A 25,230-nucleotide genomic window follows, 5' to 3' on the forward strand; every position below is an offset into this window, starting at 1 on the left:
TAATAATTAAAGTTTTTATATCATACGGTTTTGAATAAATTTTGTATATTTATCCTACCACACAATCACAAAATTATGTCAAGTACACCAGAACAGTCTAGTGGGAACCAATTCCGTCCGTCACAAAATGCGGCAGGAGTCTCAGAAAATCACCATACCGGCATCAACCGCCTGGTCAAATTATCTTTGGTTATTGAAGGTAAAGTGATCAAATATTACAAACACTTCAAGCTTACCCAAAGTGCACAGAAGCACCACGAGTTTACATTGACTTTAGCTCACGACACTTTAGGTGACCGCCAAACTCATACTTTAGAAGAAGCCAATAAATTTTTAGGCAAACGCCTGACTGCAGTTATTTCCTACAAAGACATCGACAAAAGTCCTGAACGTACATTTGTCGGCGTTATTACGGGAGTAGGTTTCAGCCAGGAGAGAATGAGCTTAGGAAACATTGTTTTATCCGGTTACAGCCCGACTATTTTGCTTGATGGTGCTCCTCATATCCAAAGTTTTGGTGGAAGCCAGGCCGTGAATATGGGAATCATTGCTGAAGAAGTCATTAAGCAAGGTTTAGACAAAAGCCGTTTTGATATCAGAATTGATACAAACGATTATTCTCAAATCATTTACAGCAGTCAGTACGATGAAACGCATTACAATTATTTAGCGAGAATGGCAGAAGCGTATGGCGAACAGTTTTACTACGACGGTGAAGTGCTGCACTTCGGAAAACTTCCGCCACAAAACCAACCCATCAAATTGACGTACGGAAGTAGTGCCAACGATATCAAAGTTGAACTGAAAGCGGTTCACACAAAGCCTCAGTTCTACGGCTACAACAGTAATAAAAATGAAGTTTTAAAATCAGGAGCAACCCCGATTCAGCATGTTGGAGATTTGGCAAAAACTGCTTATCAACATAACGACAATATTTATAAAACTCCATCTTTAAGAGTTGCTCCAATCAAAGCAACGACCCATTTGGATGTAGAATATTCACAGAAAAGCACTTCAGGAAGTGAGGCGGTGAATGTTTTCAATATTTCAGGTTCAACGACGGTTCCTTTTCTACATCCCGGTTGCGCCGTAGATGTTGAAATGAGAAAACCTGATACGAATGAAACTTCGTATTTCACAAGAATCATGGTGACAGAAACGACGCATGAAATTGACACGATTGGTCATTACACCGGAAGTTTTAACGGCATCGCATCAGACACAGGATTTTTGCCAAAACCTGAGTTTACGACACCAAAAGCTGAACCACAGATTGCGACAGTAATTTCCAACACCGATCCGGAAGGCCAGGGAAGAGTTCAGGTAAGATTTGACTGGCAGACGAATGACACGACTCATTTTATCAGAATGATGAGTCCTGATGCGGGAGGAACGGATCAGATTACTCAAAACCGAGGTTATGTAGCGATTCCAGAAGTTGGAGATCAGGTAATGGTGAATTTTGTACACAATCATCCTGACCGACCTTTCGTAATGGGTGGGATGTTTCATGGGGGAATTGGTTTAGGTGGCGGAATCAACAATCATTTAAAATCAATACAGACGAGAAGCGGAATCAGAATTTTGATGAATGATGAAGAGGGAAGTGTAAATATCATCGATCCTAGCGGAAATACCTATTTCATGGATGGAAAGGGAAATATTTCGATGAATGCTCCGAAAAACTTCACATTAAACGCAGGGGAAAATATCAATATTACAGCCGGTAAAGAAATATCAGTAAATGCAGGAGCTAGTATTACAAGTTCGGCAAACGACAATATTATTTCTACGGCAGGAACAGATATTGTACAAACTGCAGCAGGAGATATCAGAGAATCTTCAGATACGAGAACTGAAATGGTGGAAAAAGAATTTTTCCGTCAGTCTGAAACTTCCAACGAAATTGCCGGTGAAATGTCGATATTCAGCGAATTGGAAAACATGACGATGCAAAGCGGAAAAATTGTTGAATTCAACAGCGCAGAAAAATCAAAATTATTCTAATCATGGCCATTCGAAAAACTGCAAAAAATATGATCATCAAAGTGAACGATACTTATAATCTAAGTGTCGGGAAAAAGGCTGAAAAAATTGCACAAAAAATCAATGCAGAGGCTAAAAAAGGTAATCTTGTTTTGGCAAGCAATAAAAAAATAATGTCGCATGGGAATAAGTAAGTTGAAAATATTACTTCTTTTTATTCTCTGTAGTTTCTCTGTGGCAAGTTGTCAAAATAAAAAAATGGACGAAAAATATAATTGGTTAGGAACCATCTCTGCGCCTGAAGAATATCCTATGGAAATTTACAAAGGAGCAATTATAGCAGATAATTTCACTTATGGTTTTGATGCTATTTGGGGAACTCAAAATACGGGTTGGGGAAATGAAGGCGGAACGATGAGCGTAGAAACTCAAAAAATGGACATTCCAAGTAAGCTGGAATTTACATGGTATTCTTTAGTTGAAAATAAATTTTATACAGGAAAATGGGATTTAGACAAAGAAAAAATAAAAACTCTCTTTGAAAAAGGATTTACTGATCAGGATAATGGCCAAAAAACAACATATACCAATTTTATTGTAGGTCTTGCTCCGAAAGGACGGGTTGTTTTATGGATTAACGGTGCAGGAAATCAAAGAGAAGTGGGTGTTTTTCAGGCTCATGATACATTAATTACTCAGGAAAAAGCCTACGACAATGCAAAATACATGTTGAAAGAAGGTTTTGCCGAAAGAATGTTAAAAGATCCGTCTTATAAAACATTTAAACCCGAAATAAGAGAAAAAATAGAAAAACAAGGGTATCCTTCACCTGAAATTTATGATGCTTACAGAGAAAGATACAGTTGGAAACCATCTGTGATTTTACCAAACGGAGCTGAATGGATTGACTTTGGAATGACCAATTATAATGGCGAGCAGGAAAACCTTTTTAATGAAAGCCTCATAAAAGATACTTACAAGAAAAGAGCGATCCCGAAATTTTGTGGTTTCTACTGGAGAGATCAAAATAAAAACAGATACGCTGTCTGGATAGATTCTTTTGATGAAAAAGAAATTTTTGAATTGTTCCAAAAATTGGGAAAAGAAAAAAACATAGATTTTACGATAAAAGTTAATGACGATAATACGGCCGCAATCTTCTCATTAAAAACGGATAACGAAGAACTGCCGATTACGAAAGCAAAAACGAGATTCTCCCGTAAGATAGAGTAATCCATTCCTTACAATGTTTATTAATTAAGACAAAAAGAACAATGCATAATAACAAATTTGGAGACTACACCCCGGAAATATCCAAAGAGGAAGTTTTAGACATTACTCTTGGGATATTTTTTGACGGAACTTTAAATAATAAAACCAATACCATCGAAAGAAGAGATAAAACTCCCGATTACAAAAAAAACGGAGGCTCTCCTACGGATAACAACAGTTATAATAATGATTGGAGTAACGTCGCACGTTTGTGGGATCATTATGATAAAAGTTCCGGGATCTATATAGAAGGAATTGGTACGGAAGACAAAGAAGAAGACTCAATGTTGGGATATGCTTTCGGAACGGGAGATACCGGAATCAGAGGTAAAGTAAGAAAAGGCTGTGAAGAAATCGTTAAGAAAGTAAAAAATATAAAAAACGCTAAAAAAGCAGATAAAATATCGGTGCTTACATTTGATGTTTTTGGTTTTAGCCGTGGAGCGGCAGCGGCTCGCAATTTTGTGCATGAAATAGGTAAATCAAAATATAAAGCAAAAACCACAACGGTTTCTCATGAAGGCATGACGTTCACTTCTCATTCTGACAGTGACGGAAATGGAGTTGAAGGAGAAGAACTTCCGAAATGGGGACATTTAGGATTAAAATTACAGGAAGCCGGAATTAAAATTGATGTTCTTAAGGTTCGTTTTTTAGGAATTTACGACACAGTTTCGTCTTATTCAAAGAACTTTTCTCCAAAGCCGAATTTTCACAATGATGTGGACGAATTAGGTCTTAATGATATCGGAAGAGCGCAGACTGTCATTCATTTTGTAGCAGAAAACGAGCACAGAGAAAATTTTGATTTGACCAATGTGCATGTCGGTATAGAAAGAATTTTTCCCGGAGTTCATTGTGATGTAGGCGGAGCTTATGAAGACGGCACAGAGAGTTGGGAAGAAATTGAGACCTCCTGGACAACGGCTACGAAATTAAAGACATTAAGAAGCCAGCTCATTGCAGATGCTTGGTTTAAAGAAGAACAGCTTACCATAGAACCTGGTTTTTATTTGGCATTAAAAGGAAGTCGGGATTTGGTGAAAACTTACAGCTATATTCCTCTACACTTTATGGCAGAATATGGTGATCAAAAAGAAATTCCATTTACCTTAAAAAAACTTACCGACGAAAAACATTCTATCGCTTCTGATGCTTTGCTGATGAGAGTAAAAGACCGCTTAAGACCTTATGCAATGGGCAACGGAAAACAATATGTTTTTAAGAGATACAAAGAAGTTGAAAACGCTTATGGCGGCGCATCAATACCAGAACAAAAATATGCAGACTATCAAAAGGAAATGAAAGAACAGGATGATCTGAGAATTCTCAGAAATAAATATCTGCACTGGTCTGCAAGAAGGGAAGGAATAGGAATGGATCCTACTTCCGACAGAGTAAGAGTTCTTCATTAATTGAGGAAATAATTTAATGTATTTAAAAAAAGAAAAATTCGAAAGCTATCTATTGATGTAGTTGGAATTTAATTTATGCAGAAGTTTAACAAACATATTATACAACCCGGCGAGACCGTAAAAAGTATTGCCAATATTTACGGCTTGTCTGAAGAATCTTTGAAGTTTTTTCACAACAATCATTGCAAAGTAGAAGACAGTATTTTAATAAATTTCACTCAGCAAAAAGAGCTGTTTCTGCCAAGAACGGCGGTTGTTGATAAAAATAAACTGGTAAAATTTGGTCGTGGAAACAGTTTGGTTTTTCAGCCCGAAAATTCAAGGTTGAGATACTACAGTACGATCATAACTATCGAAAATGATGAACATAAAAATGAATTAAAATATGATGTTTCCGTTCGATGGATTAAATATGAAAGTGGTTTTCATTTTTTTGAAATCGATAGAATTTCAAATCTCTTTCTGAATGAAGAAGAAGTCAATGAAATTGCAGATTTGCTGGCATACAAAACGTCTAAAGTTTTATATCCAATGCAGATAAGCGTTGATCAGCAGGGGCAATTTAATAACATAGAAAATGCTGATGTATTCAAAGAAAGATGGAAAGATGTAAAAGATGAGGTTTACAAAGAATTTGAAGGGGATATTGTTGATGAATATTGCCAGAAAATTGAAGCCGTTTTAGATGAACCCAATTCTCTTTTTATCTTCATTAAAAATGATTATTTCATCCGCACATTGTTTTTTGGGATCTATCAGAAATTTAATCAGGATTATCAGACTGAGATGACAAAAACTTTTCCGGTGATAAACAACGCTGTGGAACCGAATTATAAAATTGAAGTAGAAATAGATCCTTTAAAAGATGATTATGATTTAATAAATATTGTAGGAAACGGAAAATTACATGATGAGAGAAGCCGATATGATTTTATTAATGGAGCGCCATTTTCTCTGATTATAGAAGATAATCCTGTCATGAATGATGACGGAAATTTCAGACTTCAATATTATCTGAATGGTGAAACCCAACTTCCGGAATCATTGTATTTAGAATGTGATATCAACACTGAAAAAAGAAAAAAAATATCGGTTGTAATAGCTGTTATGACTGATTAATTTAAAATCAAACCAATGAAAAAAATATTTAATTATAAACTGTTTTTAACGCTGTTCATCTTAATTTCTACTCTGAATTTTGGGCAGAAAACAGAATTTACAGTTCCAAAAAACATTGAGGAATTACAAAATACCATTTTTGATTTTAAAAATGATTTCACGAGAGACGAAGCAAAAGCAGCAGCTGCAGGAGATAACGAATTTTCAACGACCGTTGATTTGTATGATTTGAAATTTGATGCTAATGAGAAAAATTCTTATTTAAATTTAGCACTAAAGAATGGTGCAAAACCAAAACAGTTTATCCAAAAAGCAATCTGGAATGTTTCTATGAAAAAAGTTTCGGCAAAAAGTACGAAAATCAGTGTTTTTCTTGAAGAAATAAATCCGGATAGCTGGTCAAAAAAAGAAGTTGATGTAAAGCTTACAAAATCAACAGGAAAATTGGAAAAGGAAGTCAAAGAATTTCTTTTGAATAGTAAGACTAAAGCACCTTCGAAAGGATTGGAGGCTGTGGAAGATAGTGCAATTGATACCGAAACAGAAGCGATGATGACAGCTCAGGCCGATGAACAGATTGCAGCTATTGAAGCAAAAACCGCACAGAAAAAAATTACTTCAAAATATCTTCAGAATCTTTTTGCTAAAAAACAATTGATCAGTCTCCCTACAAGCGCTGAACAGTTCACCAAACTGCTAAAAACAGACCCAAGTGAAATGGAATGCGAAACCTGCAAAAATGGCAAATATTCTAATTGGGATTTTGAAAATTTCAATATGATTTATGCAAATATGACCAGTGGTGAAGAGTATTATGCCATTCAATATTATGGTGAAGACGCAGTTTCTGGTTTGCCTTATGGTCTGGTTTTTAATGATAGTTCACCTTCAGAATGTAAAGATAAATTTGCCCGCTACAAAGCTCAATTGTATCAGACAACCGTGGGAGTTGATGAAAATACATCAAAAGCTTTAACGGTCGTAACCTTTAAAATGAATACTTCATTCGTCCGTTTAGAATTTGGGAATGAATATTTAACACGAATTGTAATTTCAAATAAAGAATTATAATCATGGCAGAAAAACACATCGTAGTACAGGGAGCCATGTGCAAATGTCAATTTGGGCAAGCTCCGGATAATCTTAAAGTGCTCACTCATCAAAAAGAGTATGCAAACGATAAAAGTGCAGCAAAAAAACTGATTGTCACGACTAAAGAAATCGGCGCTGCCACATTTGAAAAAAACACATTCGGAAATTGTACGAAAATGGGAGTTCCACCACCACCGTGTAAAATTATGGTTACAGAATGGCAGAATTTCTATGATAAAGTACAGCTCAGCAATGGCGGATATATTATTTTGGAAGACAGCAAAGCAGTATGTGCAGTTGCAGGAACTCCGTGCATTGAAATTATAGATCACGGGCAGAGAGCAGAAGCGAGTCAGCAGAATTTTAAAAATGCAGATCAGGATGTGCAGCAGCAGATTAATCCGTTGATTAGTCCTAACGAAATGTTTGAAGAAGAGCCTACCCATGAAGGTCTTGAATCGGGGCAAACTGCACAGGAAGAATCCTTAAAATTGTAAAAAATGTCAAAAGGAATAAAGAAAATAAAATTTGTACCTCAACCTAATGAAGCCAATAACTCTAATTCAAGAGTTAGTGCGGATAAATGGGTAATTGTTCCGGCTAATAAAAAAGCTCATTTTTACATAAAAGAATGGCATAAGGATACTACTGAGGCTCAGAAAAAGGGAAACATATATTGGATGGTTTTGGATAAAGACAGAAAAAAGATAGTTGATCGTCTTCAATGTATGACCGACAAATATTTTTCGTATAAAATACCGAAGCGTCTATGTGGATATCCGTATTATGTGGAAGCTAGTATGACGGGGAAACCTGATATTAACTTCACAGGGCTTGTTATTCTAGCACAATGCCCGCCATTAATTGTTTCTAGTAGTTGGAGTAGAACAAGAGGTGGCAAGGATCTCAAAAATACAGAGGATAATAACTATGGACTTTGCTACGGCGAAGAAGTACACTTCCATGCTGACACAGAAGGTATTAATGGTGAAATAGTTACCGTAGAGGTTTATAATGAAATGTGGAATGGTAATTATAAAATGCGTACAGTTCACAGTGTTACGGTTACAGACGGACAGATTAACCTTAAAATTCCTAATACATCAGAATGGAAAGCTTCAATAAAATTCATTCAGGATAACGAAGAATTTTATGTAAAAATTAAAAGAAAAACGGGTGGATATTTGCGAGACAAAGACGGAATAACAGAACACGGCAAGAACCTGAATATTAAAAATGAACTTAAAGTAGTCAATAAAACAAAACCGTCGAATCAATCTACAATTTTAGTCGGTAATACAGAAAAAAATCATCAGGGTGTAGGATTGTGTACATTTAAGCAAATTATTATTACTGATAGTACTCCTGTGACCATTTTTGAAGAAGGAAAAACAAAAGTAAAAAGAGGCGGGCAGACTTCTTATAATGAGATCGTAGAGATTGTATATTTTGACTTTGATAAAAGCATCATTCGTGCTGATACCAGAAAGACACTAGATAATATAGCTAACAAACTCAAAAATAATAAACATTCTACAGTAGTTATAGAAGGTCATGCTGACGAACGCGGTCCCGGAGATTTCAATCTAAGGCTTTCCCAAAACAGATCAGAGGCCGTAGCTCAATATTTGAAGCAGCAAGGTCTTAATAAAACAAAGTTTAGCCCACAAGGTTTAGGAGAAAATAATCTGATTTATCAAGGAACTAATCTTACTGAGAAACAACATCAGGAAAATCGTAGAGCAAAAATCAGATTTTCGGTAATTGATCATGACGAATTATCATTAATCTATGAAGTAATAGCACCACCTTATGATTCTGGCAATAAGAAAAAAATAACGATACAGGTAAATAATTTTGAAACTAAAGGATGCATCGGCTCCCATGAAAAAAATATAAAAATAACAGATATTGGGCAAGCTAAGAATGGGAACGAGAAAACTCAGTCATTTCCTGTTCCAAGCAAGCAATATGAAGTGTATTCAGATTTATCAAAATATAATTTACTTCCTATACAATACATTTGGCCTGCTTCAAGTACCCCCAATAAAGTTTATATAGATGTTCATTCGTGTACTTATTTTGCCAATAAAAAAATACCGACAGTTATTGTTAGAACTTATCCTGATATTAAATGGAGATTTGCTTTTTATGTAAATCTAAGTAATAGTTTAAGTATAAAATGGCAAAAACTCTCTCCGGAAAAACATAAAGAATTAAGAAGTAAAGCACTAAAATTAGCAAATGAAGAAAAAGGTAAATATAGTGAGGTTGACTTTGGTGTAGAATTAAAGGCTTCTTTTGATAAGCAGAAAGATGGCACTTACGGCAGTAATCCTGAACTAACGGCTAAATATAGTGATAAGATCTCTAAATTATTTTCAACAATATCGTCTATAAAAAAAATTGCCCAAGGAATTACCGGAGGAACAAAAGGTACTGTTTCTAAAGGTATTGGGAGAAAATTACCTTTTGAGATAAAATTAAATGCACCGGTGGTTTATCTTAGTGCCGATTGGGAAGCTGATGTAAGTGAAAAACACAGCGAAATAGGAACTAAACTGAAGTTCGCTTTAGAGACCAAGCCCTTAGTTGAGCTTGCTATTGTTTTTGATTTGTTAGGCTTAGCAGTTCAAGCAGGTGTTGCAGCGGCTACTGCGGGAACCGGAAATGTTTTGGCTCTTGAAATTTTTAATATGGTGAGAGAGTGGGCGGAAAAAGGATATGAATCTGAAAGAGTTGAAATTAAATTTAAAATGTACATTGACTTAGAAGTAAAAGGGAAGGTCGATGGTTCCGCTGATGTCACTTACAGTACCGTAAAAGATGGTAAAGAAATTAATTTTGATTTGACATCCAATATAACAGTAGAATTAAAGTCAGGATTAGAGTTAAAAGGAATGTTCGTGGTAATAGGAACAACTAAAAAACCTGAACTGGAAGGGCATATGGAGGGTAAATTATCTGCCGGAGCTACAATGGGGATTACCTCAGGGCACAAATTACAGTATCAGTCTACTCAAGGAATTTACTATATTCCAAGTTTAAGTATAGACCCTTGTGTAGGAACAGTTGTTGTAATGGTAAAAGCAGGTTTTACATATAAAAAAGTAAGTTCAGATTGGACTCCTGTAAATTACAACAGAACAAGAACTTTCTTTGATGGATTTGATATAATGGGACATTTAGCAAAAATAACGGGTAGTGAAAATAAATTATTGCTTTGGGAAAAAAAGAAAAAATAAATTAATTATTTTACTTTTATTAAGTGTTTTTCTGACATCATGTAACGATAATACAATTGAATTATCTAATATTAATTTTCCTGTTAAAAAGGAATCTTTAATTAATAAAAATAAATTTGAGGTCAAGGAAAGTAAGTATAAAGCTGGATTGCTGACATACGAGGTAAGTCAATTTAATAATTATAATTTTTTTGATGAAAATTTTGACGGTGAAATTGCTCCAAATTCTGCCACATATTCAGGAGAAAATTACCTGCAATTTATAGGTAATCAAAAAGATATTAATGGTTTCCAAATTCATATTTACACAAAAGATGAAAGTAAAAAGCTCTTAAAGACCTTAGTGCAAAATTTAGGTAAACCCAGCTTTGAAGATGATAAAGGATTTGAGAAATATTTTATTTGGGAAAATTCAGGCAATATTTATATTTTAAATCAGGGGCAAAATGCAGTGATACAAAATGAAAGGACAATTGAATCTGATTTATTATATTTAGATATAAATAATTTAGGCGATGTAGCGATTAGTGCCACGTCAAATACAAAATATTCAGATTATTTAGATCATAGATTAAAGAGCAAAAAAAATAGTGTAACATATCCATATAGTGCTTATATAAAAGAAGTAAACTAAGAATTTATTATATGAAAAAAATAATTTTAAGCCAAATAATTTTGAGCTTTGTCTTGATTAATTGTCAGGAAAAAAATACCGAAAAATCAAATTCTAAAATAAATGTGTCAAATATCCAGATTACTAAAACAAACAATTCAAAATTAGACTTCAAAGAGTTGAAATTTGGTTCAAATGTAGAAGAGGTATTGAAAGGAATAGGATTGACAACTAATGATAATGCATCAGATGAATACAATATTTCAGGTGATTATGAAGAGTTCCGATTCCCCAAAAACAAGAAATTAAACCTTTCAATTGCTGGTAATACTGTGTTGAATTCAGATAATACTTCAATTTTTTATTTAAAAGAAAATAAAAAAATCTGGTGTTACGAAATGGAATTATTAAATCATAAAGACAGTAAAGAAATAATTAATTCAATCACCAAAACAATAGGTTCTAAACCTGCATTTTTAGAAAAAAATGTCAATACAAAAGAGAGACCTATATTTCTTGATGAAAATGGAGAATCTAAAACCGACCATATAGAAGAAACTAAGGAAGTTTGGGAGGATACTAAAAATAAGACCACCTATTTTTTTATTAATACCATCAATCATACTAAGAATGATAGCATACTGAAAATTTATGTATTGGATAAATTATCTCCAAAATACAAAGAATGGGTATCTTACCGTAGTTTTGATATGTTTTATAACAAATAAATAATATCACTGAAATGATTCACCAACCTTATTATACAATAGATTTTACGGCAGTAAAGTGCAGATTTGAAGTCCTGATTAATGATATACCCGTTATATCTTTGGAAACTGAGGGGCAAATGTCTCCAAACGTTCCAATAAATTTTGGGATTTTTAAATCAGGAAAACAAAAAGTAATAATCAATTTGTTTCCTGTTTCCGGAGAAAATTTACTGGATGATAAAACTAAGTTTGAATATGCCATAAAATTATTTGACGTTCATGGTGAAAGCTTCTCTCATGTAAAAGATTGTGTGAATAATCAGATTCAAATAAATCGAAAGGAGCCAAACTTTCAACAATCGTCATTTTTTGAAGCCGATATTCCGTATACAATGAGCTCCTTCGAAGATAGTGTAGATTTATCATTAGCTGTAAAAGATAACGCAGTTGATGTCAACAACAGATTAGAGACAATCTACAAAAAAATAAATGCCTGTTTTGTCAATAAACAGTATGATTCTTTGTTTGAGATTATAAAGAATCGTGAAAATAATATGGCACTCTCAATGTATTTGAGTGAAGCAGATGCAAATGCGCGAATAAATAGTTTAATAGAAGATTCGCAAAATGGTTTTTTACCGATGCCTCTAAGTCATGATAAAGTTTTAAAAATATATGGCAATGGTAAATTAGCAACCTATAAAAAAATAAACGGAGAACCAGCTTTTTTTCTATACAATAAAAATACAGGAGAAGAACTTATGCTCGATCTTATGTTTCATATCCCAAAAGGGAAAAATGAATTTGAAGTTATTTAAAGGTTTTTTAATGATAATGTTAGCTGTAAAAAATATTTAAATTAAAGAAAATGTTGTTTAGAAAATCAGTGAATAAGACAGAATTTGAGATCTTTTAAAGTAAAAACCACTGAATTTCCAGTGGTTTAATTTTATTTGATAATGGTTGAGTAATTCAAAAAAGATTATAATTGCTCTTCTAATTTCAATATTTTTTCTTTAATCTCATTTTCGGTCAATTCTGTTTTGGTGTTTGATTCTAATAGGTTTCCAAGTGCTATAATTTGCGCTTTTACGAGTGCTTTTTCAGAACTTATTATTACATCTGCATCAATTCCTGTATGCTCCCAATTTGTATTTGTTACGGCATTTTTTTCTATTGAAATGGGTATAAATAAGTGATATTTACTACCAATAAAAAATGCTTTTACAGGATTTGCTGCTCCATAGGTTTTATCTCCAATTACCTTTGCAATTTTATTTTGCTGTAAATTATATGCTAATGCTTCAGCGGCAGAAATGGTATTATTGTTTACAAGGAGGTATACTGGTTTATCTAAATACTTTTTGCTATTTACTTTTTTAAATGTGTACTTCTCTTCGGTTTTATTATTATATCTGGTGTAAATCTCACTTAATTTAATTCTTTCATTAAAAAAATAACTTAAAAATAGCCTTACCATTTTGCCATCACCGCCTCGATTGTTTCTTAAATCTATAATCAATGCATTTGTATTTGAAACAAAATTCATCGTCGCATCAAGGATTTGCTGAGCAGATTTGTTTCCTTCGGGGAATCCGGTGTATTCTATATAACCAATATTTCCGTCTAATCTTGTCACTTTTTCAAAACCATAATTCCATTGTTTATTGATCTCATCATATTCTTTTAATATTTTTTTTTCATCAACTGTTTTTTTTTCATCTTCCTGACTTGGGCGGTATAAAACATTGAAATGTAAATCGTTTCCGTTTTTGGTTAAATAAATTGAAAGCGCTTTTGCAAATTCTGCATCACTAAGATTATCAAAAGTTTTAAGTTCTATTTCTGATTTTAATTTTTTAGAAAGTTGACTTGCTACATTTTCAAAAATATAGTATTCATTAATTTTATCTGCAATTTCAGTTATTTGTTTATTTCTTTCAGCCAAATTTTGAGCATTTGCTCTTGAATTAAAACAAAGTATGGCGGAAAGCAATACTAGATTAAATAATATTTTCATTTTTTTTAAGTTTACAATTAGTAATTATTTTATCCAAAATTTTATCAAGCAATTCAATTTCTTCTGCGGAGAAACCATTTAATGCAGTATTTCTATTGATTAATACAATCGGGCTTATTAATTCCAGAGTTTTTTTTCCTTTCTCAGTTATTTGAAGGTTAAATTTCCGCCTGTCTTCAGTGTGAACAGTTCGATTCAGATAATCTTTTTTTACCATCAGTTCTATCATTCTCGTGATAGATGCATTGTCTTTAAATATCAGATTTGCAATTTCATTTTGAGATATTTTCTCATCCTTGCTTAGGATTATCAAGACTAAACATTGATCAACGGTGATATCTTTTACAACTTTTGAAATATTTTTCTGAGATAATTTTCTATAATCTTTAATGGCTTTTTCTAATAAATAAAGAACAGTTCCGGTTGGGTTTTTTTGAATCATTATAATTTATTTGATACAAATATAATTGATATATCAATTATATGAAAATTATTTTTGATTTGAATTATTTTAAATACTCATTAAATCTTCTTTATAATAATATTTAAGCAGTCAATAAGCCCTTGAATAAAACAAAAACCACTGAATTAGCCTGTGGTTTATTTGTTTTAACAGTAAAATTGAATGCTTATTTCTCCCAAATCTTCTCGATTTCCTCAAGAGATTTACCTTTGGTTTCAGGAACCCATTTCCACACGAAAAACAGAGATAGAACACTCATCACGCCATAAAATCCGTAAGTAAATGCACCACTAAATTCCATCATAAAAGGATAGGTCGACGAAATTAAATAATTGGCTGCCCATTGAGCGGCAACAGCAATTGCAATCGCACTTCCTCTGATTTTATTAGGGAATATTTCTGAGATCAAAACCCAGCAAATCGGTCCCCAAGACATCATAAAAGAAGCCGTATAAACGATGATAAATACTAAAGTGGCAATTCCGATGATTTGATAATAAGACAAAATTGCAATCACAAACATTCCAATTGCCATTCCGACTGATCCTACGATTAATAAAGGTTTTCTTCCCCATTTATCAACCGTGAAAATGGCAATGATGGTAAAAACAACATTCACCAATCCCATCACAACAGTTTGCAGCATCGATGAATCTTTGTGAACACCCATACTTTCAAAAATTCGTGGAGCGTAATACAAAGCCACGTTAATTCCTACAAACTGCTGGAAAACAGAAAGTAAAATTCCAATCACGATCACGGTTTTCCCGAATGCGAAGATTTCACTTTTATGTTCAACGACAGTGCTTTTAATTTCGGAGAAAATTTCTTTTCCACGTGCTTCACCGTTTATTTTGGTTAAAATTTTCAACGCTTCTGCATCTTTATTAATGAAAGTCAGATAACGTGGCGTTTCAGGAACGAAAAAAAGTAAAACTCCAAATAAAGCAGAAGGAATTGTTAAAGATAAAAACATATACCTCCATCCGATTTCGTTGATCCATTCTACGGTTTGTCCGCTTGCAATGCCCCAGTTCACAAAGTAAACCACGAGCATCCCGAAAATAATGGCAAACTGGTTCAGTGATACCAGTTTACCACGTATTTCGGCAGGTGCAATCTCACCAATGTACATCGGGCAGACCGCCGAAGCCAGTCCTACACCGATTCCACCAATGATCCTATAAAAATTAAATGCCAGCAAAACACCCATCGAGTGTTCGCCGTGTTTGAAGAATAAAAATTCAGGATACGCCGCTCCCAATGCGCTGATGAAAAATAAAAATGCCGAGAGCATCAATGATTTTTTTCTTCCCAGCTTCGTAGAGATTATTCCGGAAATAGCACCACCGATTATGCATCCAATCAATGCGCTGGAAATGGTCGCTCCGTGTGCCAGTGAACTCAATCCTAGTGGAATGATCAGATATTCCTGAATCGATTTTTCTGCGCCGGAAATTACAGCCGTGTCGTATCCAAACAAAAGTCCTCCCAAAGTGGCGACCAACGTGAGTACAGTGACGTACAGCATATTGATCTGCGCCTTTGTTCCTGAAGAATATTTAGGACCAGAATCTATTATTTGCATAGTTTGATTTAGTTTTAAATGTTAAAAGTTTTATTTAAACACAAATTGCACAAATGTTTCACTAATTTCACAAATATTTTATTAGTGTTATTTGTGAAAATTATTTGTGGCATTCGTGTTTAAAAATTATAAATACTGATTAATAATACTCTCAAGATATTCTTGTTTTCCGCTTTCTCTTCCAACTTCCCCCAATCCTTGAGCATAAGTGGCAAGATCAGTTAAAGATAAGTTTCCGTTTTCGAAATCTTTACCTTTTCCACTGTCGAAAGAAGAATATCTGCTGGTTCTGATCTCAGAATATTTTGATTTTTCTAAAATTTTATCTGCAGCTAAGAAAGATCTTGCAAAATTGTCCATTCCGCTGATGTGCGCGATGAAAATATCTTCCAAATCTGTTGAGTTTCTTCTGATTTTCGCGTCAAAATTTACTCCGCCTCCTTGGAAACCTCCAGCCTGAATAATCACTAACATTGCCTGAGTCATTTCGTACAAATCAACCGGGAACTGGTCTGTATCCCAGCCGTTTTGATAATCACCTCTGTTTGCATCGATGCTTCCCAAAACATTATTGTCAGCCGCTACCTGAAGTTCGTGCTCGAAAGTATGTTGAGCCAAAGTAGCGTGGTTGACTTCAAGATTTAATTTAAAATCATCCAATAAATCATACTGACGAAGGAAATTCAAACAAGTCGCAGCATCGAAGTCGTACTGATGTTTTGTAGGCTCCATCGGTTTTGGCTCAATGAAGAAAGTACCTTTGAAACCCTGGGCTCTTGCATAGTCTTTCGCCAAATGTAAAAATTTCGCCATATGTTCCTGCTCACGCTTCATATTCGTGTTGAGAAGTGACATATAACCTTCACGACCGCCCCAGAAAACGTAATTTTCGCCGCCTAATTTGATGGTTGCGTCCAAAGCATTTTTCACCTGTCCACCTGCATAAGCCAAAACATCGAATGAAGGATTGGTTGCCGCACCATTCATAAATCTCGGATTTGAGAAACAGTTGGAAGTTCCCCAAAGTAATTTCACACCAGAAGCTGCTTGCTTTTCTTTAGCATAATCGGTGATGAATTCCAGTCTTTTTGTAGATTCTGTGAAATTATCTGCCTCATCAATTAAATCGTAATCGTGGAAACAGTAATAAGGAACGCCCAATTTGGTGAAAAATTCGAAAGCAGCATCCATTTTTTCTGTTGCTCTTAGTTTTGCATCAGAAGCAGTTAACCAGTCAAATTGCTGAGTTCCTGCACCGAACGGATCTCCACCTGTTGCGCAGAACGTGTGCCAGTAAGCAGAAGCAAACTTGAAATATTCTTTCATCGTTTTTCCACGAACCACCAAATTTTCATCGTAAAACTTAAATGCCAACGGATTGTCTGATTCTCTTCCCTCAAATTTAATTTTTTCTATCCCTTTAAAATACTCTTTGTTTCCTGTTGTAATTGCCATTATTTTGATTTTATATTTTTATTGATTTTTTGAATTTTCTATATTTTTATTTGGGTCGCTTTTGACTTTTTCGAATAGCTACTTATCATTTTTTTATGGCAGCTATTTCCGCCTTCCACTCCCGCTTTTTTCTGAAAAAGCCAGAGCGCATTTCCAATCCTTTTTTTCCAGAAAAATAGCTCCGTTCAACTCGGGCTGCAACTTTGTCTTTCAAATGAACTTAAACCATTAAAATCGAAACTAAGTCACACTTATCACTTGTTCCAATTTATGTTTCCACTTCCCATAACTTTCTCTGTACTGGTCCATATTTTTAAAATCAGGAATGTAGGTCGTGGTAATATTTTTTTCTGTTAAAATATCGGTTAATGTATCAAATGCTCCCGCGCCCATTGCTGCTGCTCTCGCTGCTCCTGTAGAACCTGTGGTGTCAAAAATTCTGATTTCCGTATCCAGCAAAGATGCAATCGATTGCGCAAACAACGATGAACGAAACAAATTGTCACCACCTGCTTTAATGATTCCTTTTTGAAGACCATCATTCATCAGAATTTCTGTTCCATAAACGAAAGAGTAGGCAATGCCTTCTAATCCAGCTCTGAATAAATGAACACTTTTGTGACGGTTAAAGTTTACATTATAAGTAGAAGAACCGATGTCTTTATTTTTTAAAACTCTTTCCGCACCATTTCCGAATGGGAGAACGATAATTCCGTCTGATCCAATGGGGATTTGTGAAGCTAGATCATTTAATTCCTGATAAGAATGTCTTTTCTGATCAACCTGATGACGTAACCAGCTGTACTGAATTCCAGCACCATTTAAACAAAGCATTTTTCCGATTCTCGGTTGCTCTTTGGTGTGATTGATATGCGCAAAATTATTCACTCTCACAGATTCTTTAGAATGAATATTATCGGTCACCCCATAAACCACGCCTGAAGTTCCTCCTGTTGCAGCGATTTCTCCAGGATTCATGACGTTTAGCGATAACGCATTATTTGGCTGATCTCCGGCTCTGTAAAGAATTGGAATTCCTTCCGGTAAACTGCTTTCTTCAGAGCCTTGTTTTGAAACCACACATTGCTCTGTGAAATTGTCAACCACTGTTGAAACCAAAGATTCATCAATTCCCCAATGATTCAATAATGTTTTTGATGCCTGATGTTTCTGGAAATCCCAAAGTACACCTTCAGAAAGTCCTGTAACGGTTGTGGTTGCTTCGCCGCTTAATTTTAAGGCAATAAAATCTCCAGGAAGCATAAACTTCCAGATTTTTTCATAAACTTCCGGCTCGTTTTCTTTGACCCATTTTAATTTTGATGCAGTGAAGTTCCCTGGTGAATTCAATAGTTTATTCATACAAACTTCTTCACCCAGATCATCAAAAGCTTGGTCACCAGTTTCTACCGCACGGCTGTCGCACCAAATGATTGATGGACGCAAAACTTCTTTGTCCTTACCCACCAAAACCAAACCGTGCATCTGATAAGAAATCCCGATTCCTTTGATTTCATTTTTATCGATGTGGCTTTCTGCAATTATTTTTTGCGTAAGAATTCTCAGGTTTTGCCACCAGGCTTCCGGATCTTGTTCTGCCCATCCGATTTTTGGTGAATCGATAGGCATTTCTGTTTCCGGATATTTAGCATGAGCAATTACTTTTCCATGTTCGTCAACAATTGAAGCTTTCAGGGAAGAACTTCCAACATCATATCCTATAAACATTTTTTTGATTTAATATTTGTTAGTGACTAAATGTAATAATTTTATAATATAAATGAGATTTTTATTTTAAATTCATAATTTTTTATGATAAATATCTATTGTAATTGTTTGTTTTACAATGGTTTTTAAAATTCTGGTTATCTTATTTTTTATGATAAGGTAGTTTGCTTTTCGTATTTTTTATTCTAAGAATTTTACCGAAAAAGGTGAGTGAATCTGCAAAATGGGTTAATCTCCTGTAAAAAATGAGATTTTAGAAATAAATTACAGGATTTGGACTTAAAATATTATTTTTGAATATGAACAACAGAAATCGCGGGAAAAATACAGGCGACGACATATTATTTTCTTCACAAAAGCAAATCGACAAACTGAAACTGGCAACTCAGGATATGCAGTATTTACTGAACAGGGGCTATGCTGAAAAGGCTTCGTTAGATTTGGTGGGGAATCATTACCGATTAAAAGCCCGACAGATTCAGGCTTTGCGTGGAGTTTCGGCTTCTGAACTTCAGATTTACAATAGAAAATTAAAGGAGCTGGTAATTTCAGATTTAAAAAACAAAACGATTTATCTTGATGGTTTTAATGTTTTGATTTTGTTGGAAAGTTTACTTTCCAAGGCTTATATTTTTGAAGGAACTGATGGTTGTTTTCGTGATCTGTCCGGCGTTCACGGAACTTACAAAAGAGTCAATCAGACTCAAAAATCGATTGAACTGGTTGCTGCATTTTTCAATAAATCACACGCTGAAAACCTGATCTGGATTTTCGATAAACCTGTTTCAAACAGCGGAAGGATTAAAGAAATGATTTTAGATTTTGCTAAAGAAAATTACCTCAATTGGAAAGTAGAATTAGAGTTTAATCCGGATAAATATTTAGTTGGAAATGCAGAAATAGTGGTTTCTTCCGATGCCTGGATTTTAGATAACTGCAGAAATGGGTTTAATCTTGTGGGATATTTAATTAATGAAGAAAAACTTTCAGTCAATCTTGTTAAAATGTTTTGATTGAGATAAAAAATATACAAATAATTTATTGTGATATTTGTGAAAATATTCGTGCCATTTGTGTTTAAAAGAAATGAAAGTGTTCTAAGAATTCAGCATTTTTTAATTTAAAAATCAAGTAGGAAAAATTTAATTATGAATGTATTTGAAGATTATATTACATTCTTTTCAGATGAATGGAAAGAAAAATATCAATCGATTTTAGCTGAGGAACATCTCAATAGTTTAAGTGAAAATATTCAAAAATTTAAAGAAAATACTTTAGATTTTAATCTTCCGATTTTCAATGAGGAAATAAAAATTGACTGAGATGAAAGTTTTAATCAGTTCATCAATGTTTTTAATTCGCAAAATTCAGATGAAATTAAAGCCAAGAAATTAGAAGAAATTCCGTTTGAATATTGGTTGAATATTTTAGGGCAAAGATTGACTTCTGCAAGTGTACGAGATGAAAATGCCATCCCACCATCGAAAAAGATGTTAATTGAAGCCTGCCAAAAATCTTTTAATCATGAAATTATCATTGCACAAAGAGCCTGGGAAAAGCATGTAGGAAGAATGGATGACGAATTTTGGGGCGAAGTAAAAGGAAATAATCAACAGAAACAACAAATGGTCATGGAGAAAATTAATTTCATTTTACATCATAAAACATGGTGGAATGTTTTCTATCATTATAAACACGAATTGGTTTTTGAGGTCAGAGAAAAAGATGGTCACGGAATCCGGTGGAGTCATGGTGGAAAAAATTTAATTGGTTTTTTGGAGTGTTTCATTAATGAATGATTATAAAATTAATTTTGAAAAAAAATACTGCGTAAAAAGATTGCGTATTAAACATTTAATTTTGTCAACATAAAATAAAGCAATGGATTTTTCTAATGAAAATTTTTCTAAAAACGAATGGGAAACATGTATCAAGGTTTTGAATGCTTTGAAGGACGAGCCCTTTCTTAATCCTGATAACAAAACTTTCTCTGGATTAATTACAAAAATTCATAAGAATGCTAAAAAGCAAAATCGTCAGGAAAATTATACTCAAATGAAAACGCATGATTTGGAAATCAATTCTGAATCGGTATTGCTAAAGAAAGCTTTGGCGGGAGTTTCTGATTTTTATGACGATGAAAAAGATGAGACAAATCTTACAAAACTTAATATTCCTAAAAATTGTTACTGCTGCAACCAAAGTTACAATTACGCTCACTCATTTTACACGAGATTATGCCCGAAATGTGCCGATGAAAATTATGAAAAACGTTTTGAGTCAACTGATTTAACTGGGCGAAACATTATTCTGACGGGAGGACGAGTAAAAGTAGGATTTGCAACTGCTCTTAAATTATTAAGAAACGGCGCAAATCTGATTCTGACAACACGTTTTCCCGCTTTAGCATTGGAAACTTTGCAACAGGAAGCAGATTATGAAGATTGGAAAGACAAACTTTGGGTGTACGGTTTAGATTTAAGAAATTTAAATGCAATTCAGGAGTTTATAGATTTTTATAAATTGAATTTTGAAACGCTTGATATTTTAATCAACAATGCAGCACAAACTATAAAATATCCTGATGAGTATTACTTGCCAATCATTAAACGTGAAAACGAAATGTTGGTAGAATTTAAAAATAATCAGAAATTAATTCCAAGTAAAACAGAAATTTCCACCGAAATCGGAAAATTGGAATATGCTAAAAACGAAGAAACAACGGTTGCTTTGACACGTTTCGGACAGCCTGTTGATAATAGAGATAAAACAAGCTGGAACTCTACATTGGAAGAAGTTTCTATGTATGAGTTGGTTGAGGTGAATTTGATTAATCATATTGCACCTTATTTCTTAATCAAAGAATTAAAACCTCTCATGAGAAACTCGGCTTTTAAAGAAAAGTTTATCATTAATGTGACGTCTTCGGAAGGGATTTTCAGTTATGATAACAAAACAATGTTTCATCCTCATACAAATATGACGAAAGCTGCTTTGAATATGATGACTTTAACTTCTGCAAAAGAATTTGAAAAAGATCAGATTTATATGACCGCAGTTGACGTGGGATGGATTTCTACCGGAGCAAAAGAAAGTTTAAGAAAAAAACAGTTTGAGCAGGGATATATTCCTCCATTAGATTCTGTGGACGGTGCTGCGAGAATTCTGCATCCGATTGTGGAAGGGATCAATGGGAATTATTTCAGTGGAGTTTTATTGAAAAATTATAAAGTTAATAATTGGTAAATATCGTTTAAAAAAGAAAATTTATGTCACATATTGGATTGAAACCATCATTAGAAATTAAACCTGATTTTGATATTAATAAAGTTTTAGAAAATGTAGAATATCCTGAGGAAAGTAAAAATTCGATTTCTTCTTATATGAATTCAGGTAAATTTGCAGAACATTATGATTATGATGTACTTATTCAAACAAATACTTCATTAATAGCAGGATTTGAGTGTTTTTATAATGGAAATAAAATAATGATGCAAGAAATTAATCCTGTAACGATTTATTATTCAAATGCAATAATGTCAAATTATTTAATTGAAAATTATAAAAAAATCCTTTTAGAGAAGACTAAAAAAGGAATAATAAGTAGTCATGCTTTTGGCAATTTCTTTCAATTGGCATTCAATTGCATTATTAATTTACAAGCTAGCATTGAGACATTTTTAAATTACATTTTGAATGAAAATAAATATATATTTTATGACAAAAATAATAAAATTAGAAAAAGTTCGATTCATGAAAAAATTGTTGCATTAGTCAATATTACGGGCAAAACATTTAAAGATGAATATAATTCTCAATATAGAAATATTAAAGATTTAATTAATATAAGAAATGAAATGATTAATTTAAAACCAGATGAAAAGGAAACTAATTCTAAATATAAGACTCCTTATAGAAAAATTATCGATTTTAAATTTGATGAAACAGTAGAGGCAGTAAAAGCTTTTATTAATTATTACAAGGAAAATTTGATTGAAGAATGTTCTTGCGGTAAAGATTTTTATTTTGATATTATTAATAAATAAATTGAAGCGCTAGTTCAGCTGGAAGAATGCCGCCCTTTCACGGCGGAGGTCGTGGGTTCGAGTCCCACATGCTTTCCAAAATGGAGATAATAGTTTAAGTGGAAAAATTTATTCCCTGCACGGAATTGATGCGGGTTCGAATCTCGCTTATCTCCCAAAATAGAAACGTTAGCTCAATGGAAGAGCTCTGGTTCTGCAAACCAGATGTTGTGGGTTCGAGTCCCATGCGTTTCGAAAGGAGTACATAGTTCTAATTGGAAGAACACTGACTTCACTGATTAGAGGTTGCGGGTTCGACTCCCGCTGTACTCCCAAATGGAAGCAGTAGTTTAAATGGAAAAACGTCTCAAACCTCGAGAAGTTGCGAGTTCAAATCTTGCCTGTTTCCCTTTTCTGATATAAATAATTATGAAAAACATTTACAATAAAGGAACTTTCAGAAGCTTCGAATATGGTAAAATAGGACCTTATCTAAAAAAGCACGGAAATAAAAAATGGAGGAGAACTGAAAAATCTGAAATCGAAAATCAGCTTAGTGAAACCATTAAATTTTTTAAGCAAAGAAGAAAAAAACGAAAACTAATCTGGGTTAAAATCACAAAAGAAATTTACGGCAAAACACATTCTGATTACAGAAGTTTCTATTCAGAAAAATCTTTTAAAGATTCAATAAAAAGAGCGCATGTAAAAAGATATTTTTTAATACATAAAACAAACAAAAAATGAACACATTTATCGATATTGGCATTAACCTGACCAATAAACAATTTAACAATGAACACGAGGAAATCATCAACCGAGCTCTCGACAATGGAGTCGAACAGATGATTCTCACAGGAACAAGCGTCCGTGGAAGCAAAGAATCAGCGGAAATTGCAGAAGATTATCCTGAAATTTTATTTTCAACGGCTGGAATTCATCCTCACGACGCAAAATCTTATAACAACGAAAGTAGTAATGAATTAAGAAAATTATTAAAACAAGACCACGTCGTTTCCGTTGGAGAATGTGGATTGGATTTCGATAGAGATTTTTCGCCAAGACCCGTTCAGGAAAAATGCTATCGTGCTCAATTAGAATTATCAATTGAAGTTCATAAACCTCTTTTTCTTCACGAAAGAGCAGCTTTCAAAAAGTTTAACGAAATCACTGATGAATATTTATCCAAACTTCCAAAAGCGGTTGTTCACTGTTTTACCGGAACTTTAAATGAAGCAAAAACTTATCTGGATAAAGGATTTTACTTAGGATTTACCGGAGCAATAAGCGATACGAACAGATTTAAACATTTGGAAGAAGTGATCAAATATGTTCCGCTCGACAGAATGATGATTGAAACCGATGCGCCTTTTATGCTTCCGAAAAATATGCCGAGAATGCAAAACCGCCGAAACGAACCATCATTTTTGCCCTATGTTGCCCAAACAATTGCCCATTTGAAAAAAGTAAGTATTTCTGAGGTTGCAGATGAAACTACAGAAGTCACCCGAAATTTTTTCAGAATATAAAAAAGAGCTCTACTGATCAAGTAAAGCTCTTTTTATTTATAGCTATTGTTTCTTATTAAATCACTTTCAAAGCCGATTCTAAAGCCAATTCAATCATTGGTTTCAACGCTTTTTCTCTTTCGTCTGCCGAAATAAATTCTTTGGTCGGAATAATATCAGAAACTGTAAGAATCGTCGCAGCATTTTTACCTAAATATTTTGCGTTGGCAAACAATCCAAAAGCTTCCATTTCTACTGCAGGACAATTGTATTTTATAGCAATTGCAGGAGTTGCAGGATCTTTTCTGTAAAAAATATCACTGCTGTGGATGTTGGTTGCCTTAGCTTTTAACGATAGTTCTTCTGCCGTTTCATTGATGATGTCAAAAATATTTCCCTGATGCGAAAATATTTCTTCTTCAAATCCCCAGGCATATTTTGCGTATGTACTTTCGCTTGCCGCATTTTCTACGTTAAGGATATCGAATAATTTCACATCACTCGAATATCCGCCACAAGTTCCGATTCTGATGATCGTGTCAACATCATATTCTGTATACAGCTCGAAAGAATAAATTCCGATGCTTGGAAATCCCATTCCGCTTGCTCCCACACTGATTTCTTTGCCTTTGTAAGTTCCGGTGTAATAGAAAATACCTCTCGTTTTACTTACCAGTTTTGCATTTTCAAGAAAATTTTCTGCAATATACTGTGCACGAAGCGGATCTCCAGGCTGCAAAACAACTTTTGCGATCTCTCCTTTTTTGGCACTGATGTGTACACTCATATTTTTGTTTTAAATTTTAGCAAAGATAAAAACTTTTTAAATGTCATTGCATGAAACAATGGAGTAAACCAATTTCAACTGCGTGCCAATTATTCATTACCGATTACTCATTATTAGGAGCTATTTCCTGCTCTCCGCACTCGCTATTTTTTGTGTTTCGGGGGGGGGGGGGGGGGCGCGCCGGCGGGGGGAGCAAAAAAAGAG

The 25,230-nt window shown here is 33.9% G+C and carries 24 protein-coding genes and 5 tRNA genes; 23 read left to right on the top strand and 6 right to left on the bottom strand.

Going from position 1 to position 25,230, the window contains the following annotated elements:
* The first annotated feature begins 75 nt into the window (after positions 1-75).
* From MQX03_RS17440 to MQX03_RS17490, 11 genes are all read left to right on the top strand, one after another.
* A complete protein-coding gene (locus tag MQX03_RS17440) occupies positions 76-2,007 on the top strand; it encodes a type VI secretion system Vgr family protein (protein ID WP_242804554.1) in 1,932 nt (643 codons plus the stop codon).
* Positions 2,008-2,009: 2 nt separating this feature from the next.
* The gene (locus MQX03_RS17445) at positions 2,010-2,180 is read left to right on the top strand and encodes a hypothetical protein (protein WP_242804556.1); all 171 of its coding nucleotides are present in this window, start codon (positions 2,010-2,012) and stop codon (positions 2,178-2,180) included.
* Between the two features lie 64 nt (positions 2,181-2,244).
* Positions 2,245-3,219 (top strand): DUF2931 family protein, encoded by a 975-nt coding sequence (locus MQX03_RS17450; protein ID WP_242804558.1) that lies wholly within the window; start codon positions 2,245-2,247, stop codon positions 3,217-3,219.
* A 41-nt stretch (positions 3,220-3,260) separates the two neighbouring features.
* Positions 3,261-4,673, top strand: a complete 1,413-nt coding sequence (locus tag MQX03_RS17455; protein WP_242804559.1) for a T6SS phospholipase effector Tle1-like catalytic domain-containing protein — start codon at positions 3,261-3,263, stop codon at positions 4,671-4,673.
* Between the two features lie 75 nt (positions 4,674-4,748).
* On the top strand, positions 4,749-5,792 hold the full coding sequence (locus MQX03_RS17460; RefSeq protein ID WP_242804560.1) for a hypothetical protein: 1,044 nt from the start codon (positions 4,749-4,751) through the stop codon (positions 5,790-5,792).
* 15 nt (positions 5,793-5,807) lie between these two features.
* Entirely contained in the window at positions 5,808-6,863 is a 1,056-nt protein-coding gene (locus MQX03_RS17465) for a hypothetical protein (RefSeq protein WP_242804561.1), read from the top strand.
* A gap of 2 nt (positions 6,864-6,865) precedes the next feature.
* The gene (locus tag MQX03_RS17470) at positions 6,866-7,381 is read left to right on the top strand and encodes a DUF4280 domain-containing protein (RefSeq protein ID WP_129534761.1); all 516 of its coding nucleotides are present in this window, start codon (positions 6,866-6,868) and stop codon (positions 7,379-7,381) included.
* Positions 7,382-7,384: 3 nt separating this feature from the next.
* Positions 7,385-10,129, top strand: a complete 2,745-nt coding sequence (locus tag MQX03_RS17475) for an OmpA family protein (protein WP_242804562.1) — start codon at positions 7,385-7,387, stop codon at positions 10,127-10,129.
* On the top strand, positions 10,089-10,763 hold the full coding sequence (locus MQX03_RS17480) for a hypothetical protein (RefSeq protein ID WP_242804563.1): 675 nt from the start codon (positions 10,089-10,091) through the stop codon (positions 10,761-10,763). The genes MQX03_RS17475 and MQX03_RS17480 overlap by 41 nt, the downstream gene beginning before the upstream one ends.
* Positions 10,764-10,774: 11 nt before the next feature.
* The gene (locus tag MQX03_RS17485) at positions 10,775-11,470 is read left to right on the top strand and encodes a hypothetical protein (RefSeq protein ID WP_242804564.1); all 696 of its coding nucleotides are present in this window, start codon (positions 10,775-10,777) and stop codon (positions 11,468-11,470) included.
* 14 nt (positions 11,471-11,484) lie between these two features.
* The gene (locus tag MQX03_RS17490; protein WP_242804565.1) at positions 11,485-12,270 is read left to right on the top strand and encodes a hypothetical protein; all 786 of its coding nucleotides are present in this window, start codon (positions 11,485-11,487) and stop codon (positions 12,268-12,270) included.
* A gap of 164 nt (positions 12,271-12,434) precedes the next feature.
* Here the strand turns inward: MQX03_RS17490 and MQX03_RS17495 are convergent, their stop codons facing one another.
* The 5 genes from MQX03_RS17495 to MQX03_RS17515 form a co-directional block, all read right to left on the bottom strand.
* Positions 12,435-13,472, bottom strand: a complete 1,038-nt coding sequence (locus tag MQX03_RS17495; protein WP_242804566.1) for a S41 family peptidase — start codon at positions 13,470-13,472, stop codon at positions 12,435-12,437.
* Complete coding sequence (locus MQX03_RS17500) at positions 13,456-13,914, bottom strand: MarR family winged helix-turn-helix transcriptional regulator (protein ID WP_242804568.1); 459 nt, start codon at positions 13,912-13,914, stop codon at positions 13,456-13,458. Before MQX03_RS17500 ends, MQX03_RS17495 begins: the two co-directional genes overlap by 17 nt.
* Positions 13,915-14,101: 187 nt before the next feature.
* On the bottom strand, positions 14,102-15,523 hold the full coding sequence (xylE, locus tag MQX03_RS17505) for a D-xylose transporter XylE (protein ID WP_242804569.1): 1,422 nt from the start codon (positions 15,521-15,523) through the stop codon (positions 14,102-14,104).
* Between the two features lie 126 nt (positions 15,524-15,649).
* Positions 15,650-16,978 (bottom strand): xylose isomerase, encoded by a 1,329-nt coding sequence (xylA, locus tag MQX03_RS17510; RefSeq protein WP_242804570.1) that lies wholly within the window; start codon positions 16,976-16,978, stop codon positions 15,650-15,652.
* A 240-nt stretch (positions 16,979-17,218) separates the two neighbouring features.
* A complete protein-coding gene (locus tag MQX03_RS17515; protein ID WP_242804571.1) occupies positions 17,219-18,706 on the bottom strand; it encodes a xylulokinase in 1,488 nt (495 codons plus the stop codon).
* A 299-nt stretch (positions 18,707-19,005) separates the two neighbouring features.
* On the opposite strand from MQX03_RS17515, the gene MQX03_RS17520 reads away from it, so the two are divergent.
* From MQX03_RS17520 to MQX03_RS17575, 12 genes are all read left to right on the top strand, one after another.
* A complete protein-coding gene (locus MQX03_RS17520) occupies positions 19,006-19,719 on the top strand; it encodes a DUF434 domain-containing protein (protein WP_242804572.1) in 714 nt (237 codons plus the stop codon).
* 135 nt (positions 19,720-19,854) lie between these two features.
* Positions 19,855-20,028 (top strand): hypothetical protein, encoded by a 174-nt coding sequence (locus tag MQX03_RS17525; RefSeq protein WP_242804573.1) that lies wholly within the window; start codon positions 19,855-19,857, stop codon positions 20,026-20,028.
* A 96-nt stretch (positions 20,029-20,124) separates the two neighbouring features.
* Complete coding sequence (locus tag MQX03_RS17530; RefSeq protein WP_242804574.1) at positions 20,125-20,505, top strand: hypothetical protein; 381 nt, start codon at positions 20,125-20,127, stop codon at positions 20,503-20,505.
* A gap of 82 nt (positions 20,506-20,587) precedes the next feature.
* Entirely contained in the window at positions 20,588-21,952 is a 1,365-nt protein-coding gene (locus MQX03_RS17535; RefSeq protein ID WP_242804575.1) for an SDR family oxidoreductase, read from the top strand.
* A gap of 23 nt (positions 21,953-21,975) precedes the next feature.
* Complete coding sequence (locus MQX03_RS17540) at positions 21,976-22,752, top strand: hypothetical protein (RefSeq protein ID WP_242804577.1); 777 nt, start codon at positions 21,976-21,978, stop codon at positions 22,750-22,752.
* A gap of 3 nt (positions 22,753-22,755) precedes the next feature.
* A tRNA-Glu gene (locus tag MQX03_RS17545) sits at positions 22,756-22,829 on the top strand.
* Positions 22,830-22,835: 6 nt separating this feature from the next.
* A tRNA-OTHER gene (locus tag MQX03_RS17550) sits at positions 22,836-22,907 on the top strand.
* A gap of 7 nt (positions 22,908-22,914) precedes the next feature.
* Positions 22,915-22,986: transfer RNA gene (locus MQX03_RS17555), tRNA-Ala, on the top strand.
* 4 nt (positions 22,987-22,990) lie between these two features.
* Positions 22,991-23,064 (top strand) — tRNA-OTHER (locus MQX03_RS17560).
* 6 nt (positions 23,065-23,070) lie between these two features.
* Positions 23,071-23,140: transfer RNA gene (locus tag MQX03_RS17565), tRNA-Val, on the top strand.
* Between the two features lie 20 nt (positions 23,141-23,160).
* Positions 23,161-23,478, top strand: a complete 318-nt coding sequence (locus MQX03_RS17570) for a hypothetical protein (RefSeq protein WP_242804579.1) — start codon at positions 23,161-23,163, stop codon at positions 23,476-23,478.
* Positions 23,475-24,260, top strand: coding sequence for a TatD family hydrolase (locus MQX03_RS17575; protein WP_242804581.1), 786 nt, complete (start codon positions 23,475-23,477; stop codon positions 24,258-24,260). The genes MQX03_RS17570 and MQX03_RS17575 overlap by 4 nt, the downstream gene beginning before the upstream one ends.
* Positions 24,261-24,315: 55 nt before the next feature.
* Here MQX03_RS17575 and deoD read toward each other — a convergent pair whose 3' ends face one another.
* Positions 24,316-25,026, bottom strand: coding sequence for a purine-nucleoside phosphorylase (deoD, locus tag MQX03_RS17580; RefSeq protein WP_242804583.1), 711 nt, complete (start codon positions 25,024-25,026; stop codon positions 24,316-24,318).
* Positions 25,027-25,230: the final 204 nt, after the last annotated feature.

The organism is Chryseobacterium aahli (genome assembly GCF_022699665.1).
In the GTDB taxonomy this organism is placed as follows: domain Bacteria; phylum Bacteroidota; class Bacteroidia; order Flavobacteriales; family Weeksellaceae; genus Chryseobacterium; species Chryseobacterium aahli.

Coding starts and splice junctions, on each gene's coding strand:
- MQX03_RS17440 (WP_242804554.1), top strand. CDS start 76: ATGTCAAGTACACCAGAACAGTCTAGTGGGAACCAATTCCGTCCGTCA.
- xylA (WP_242804570.1), bottom strand. CDS start 16,978: ATGGCAATTACAACAGGAAACAAAGAGTATTTTAAAGGGATAGAAAAA.
- MQX03_RS17445 (WP_242804556.1), top strand. CDS start 2,010: ATGGCCATTCGAAAAACTGCAAAAAATATGATCATCAAAGTGAACGAT.
- MQX03_RS17575 (WP_242804581.1), top strand. CDS start 23,475: ATGAACACATTTATCGATATTGGCATTAACCTGACCAATAAACAATTT.
- deoD (WP_242804583.1), bottom strand. CDS start 25,026: ATGAGTGTACACATCAGTGCCAAAAAAGGAGAGATCGCAAAAGTTGTT.
- MQX03_RS17450 (WP_242804558.1), top strand. CDS start 2,245: ATGGACGAAAAATATAATTGGTTAGGAACCATCTCTGCGCCTGAAGAA.
- MQX03_RS17570 (WP_242804579.1), top strand. CDS start 23,161: ATGAAAAACATTTACAATAAAGGAACTTTCAGAAGCTTCGAATATGGT.
- MQX03_RS17495 (WP_242804566.1), bottom strand. CDS start 13,472: ATGAAAATATTATTTAATCTAGTATTGCTTTCCGCCATACTTTGTTTT.
- MQX03_RS17535 (WP_242804575.1), top strand. CDS start 20,588: ATGGATTTTTCTAATGAAAATTTTTCTAAAAACGAATGGGAAACATGT.
- MQX03_RS17465 (WP_242804561.1), top strand. CDS start 5,808: ATGAAAAAAATATTTAATTATAAACTGTTTTTAACGCTGTTCATCTTA.
- MQX03_RS17525 (WP_242804573.1), top strand. CDS start 19,855: ATGAATGTATTTGAAGATTATATTACATTCTTTTCAGATGAATGGAAA.
- MQX03_RS17540 (WP_242804577.1), top strand. CDS start 21,976: ATGTCACATATTGGATTGAAACCATCATTAGAAATTAAACCTGATTTT.
- MQX03_RS17475 (WP_242804562.1), top strand. CDS start 7,385: ATGTCAAAAGGAATAAAGAAAATAAAATTTGTACCTCAACCTAATGAA.
- xylE (WP_242804569.1), bottom strand. CDS start 15,523: ATGCAAATAATAGATTCTGGTCCTAAATATTCTTCAGGAACAAAGGCG.
- MQX03_RS17485 (WP_242804564.1), top strand. CDS start 10,775: ATGAAAAAAATAATTTTAAGCCAAATAATTTTGAGCTTTGTCTTGATT.
- MQX03_RS17455 (WP_242804559.1), top strand. CDS start 3,261: ATGCATAATAACAAATTTGGAGACTACACCCCGGAAATATCCAAAGAG.
- MQX03_RS17520 (WP_242804572.1), top strand. CDS start 19,006: ATGAACAACAGAAATCGCGGGAAAAATACAGGCGACGACATATTATTT.
- MQX03_RS17460 (WP_242804560.1), top strand. CDS start 4,749: ATGCAGAAGTTTAACAAACATATTATACAACCCGGCGAGACCGTAAAA.
- MQX03_RS17500 (WP_242804568.1), bottom strand. CDS start 13,914: ATGATTCAAAAAAACCCAACCGGAACTGTTCTTTATTTATTAGAAAAA.
- MQX03_RS17470 (WP_129534761.1), top strand. CDS start 6,866: ATGGCAGAAAAACACATCGTAGTACAGGGAGCCATGTGCAAATGTCAA.
- MQX03_RS17490 (WP_242804565.1), top strand. CDS start 11,485: ATGATTCACCAACCTTATTATACAATAGATTTTACGGCAGTAAAGTGC.
- MQX03_RS17515 (WP_242804571.1), bottom strand. CDS start 18,706: ATGTTTATAGGATATGATGTTGGAAGTTCTTCCCTGAAAGCTTCAATT.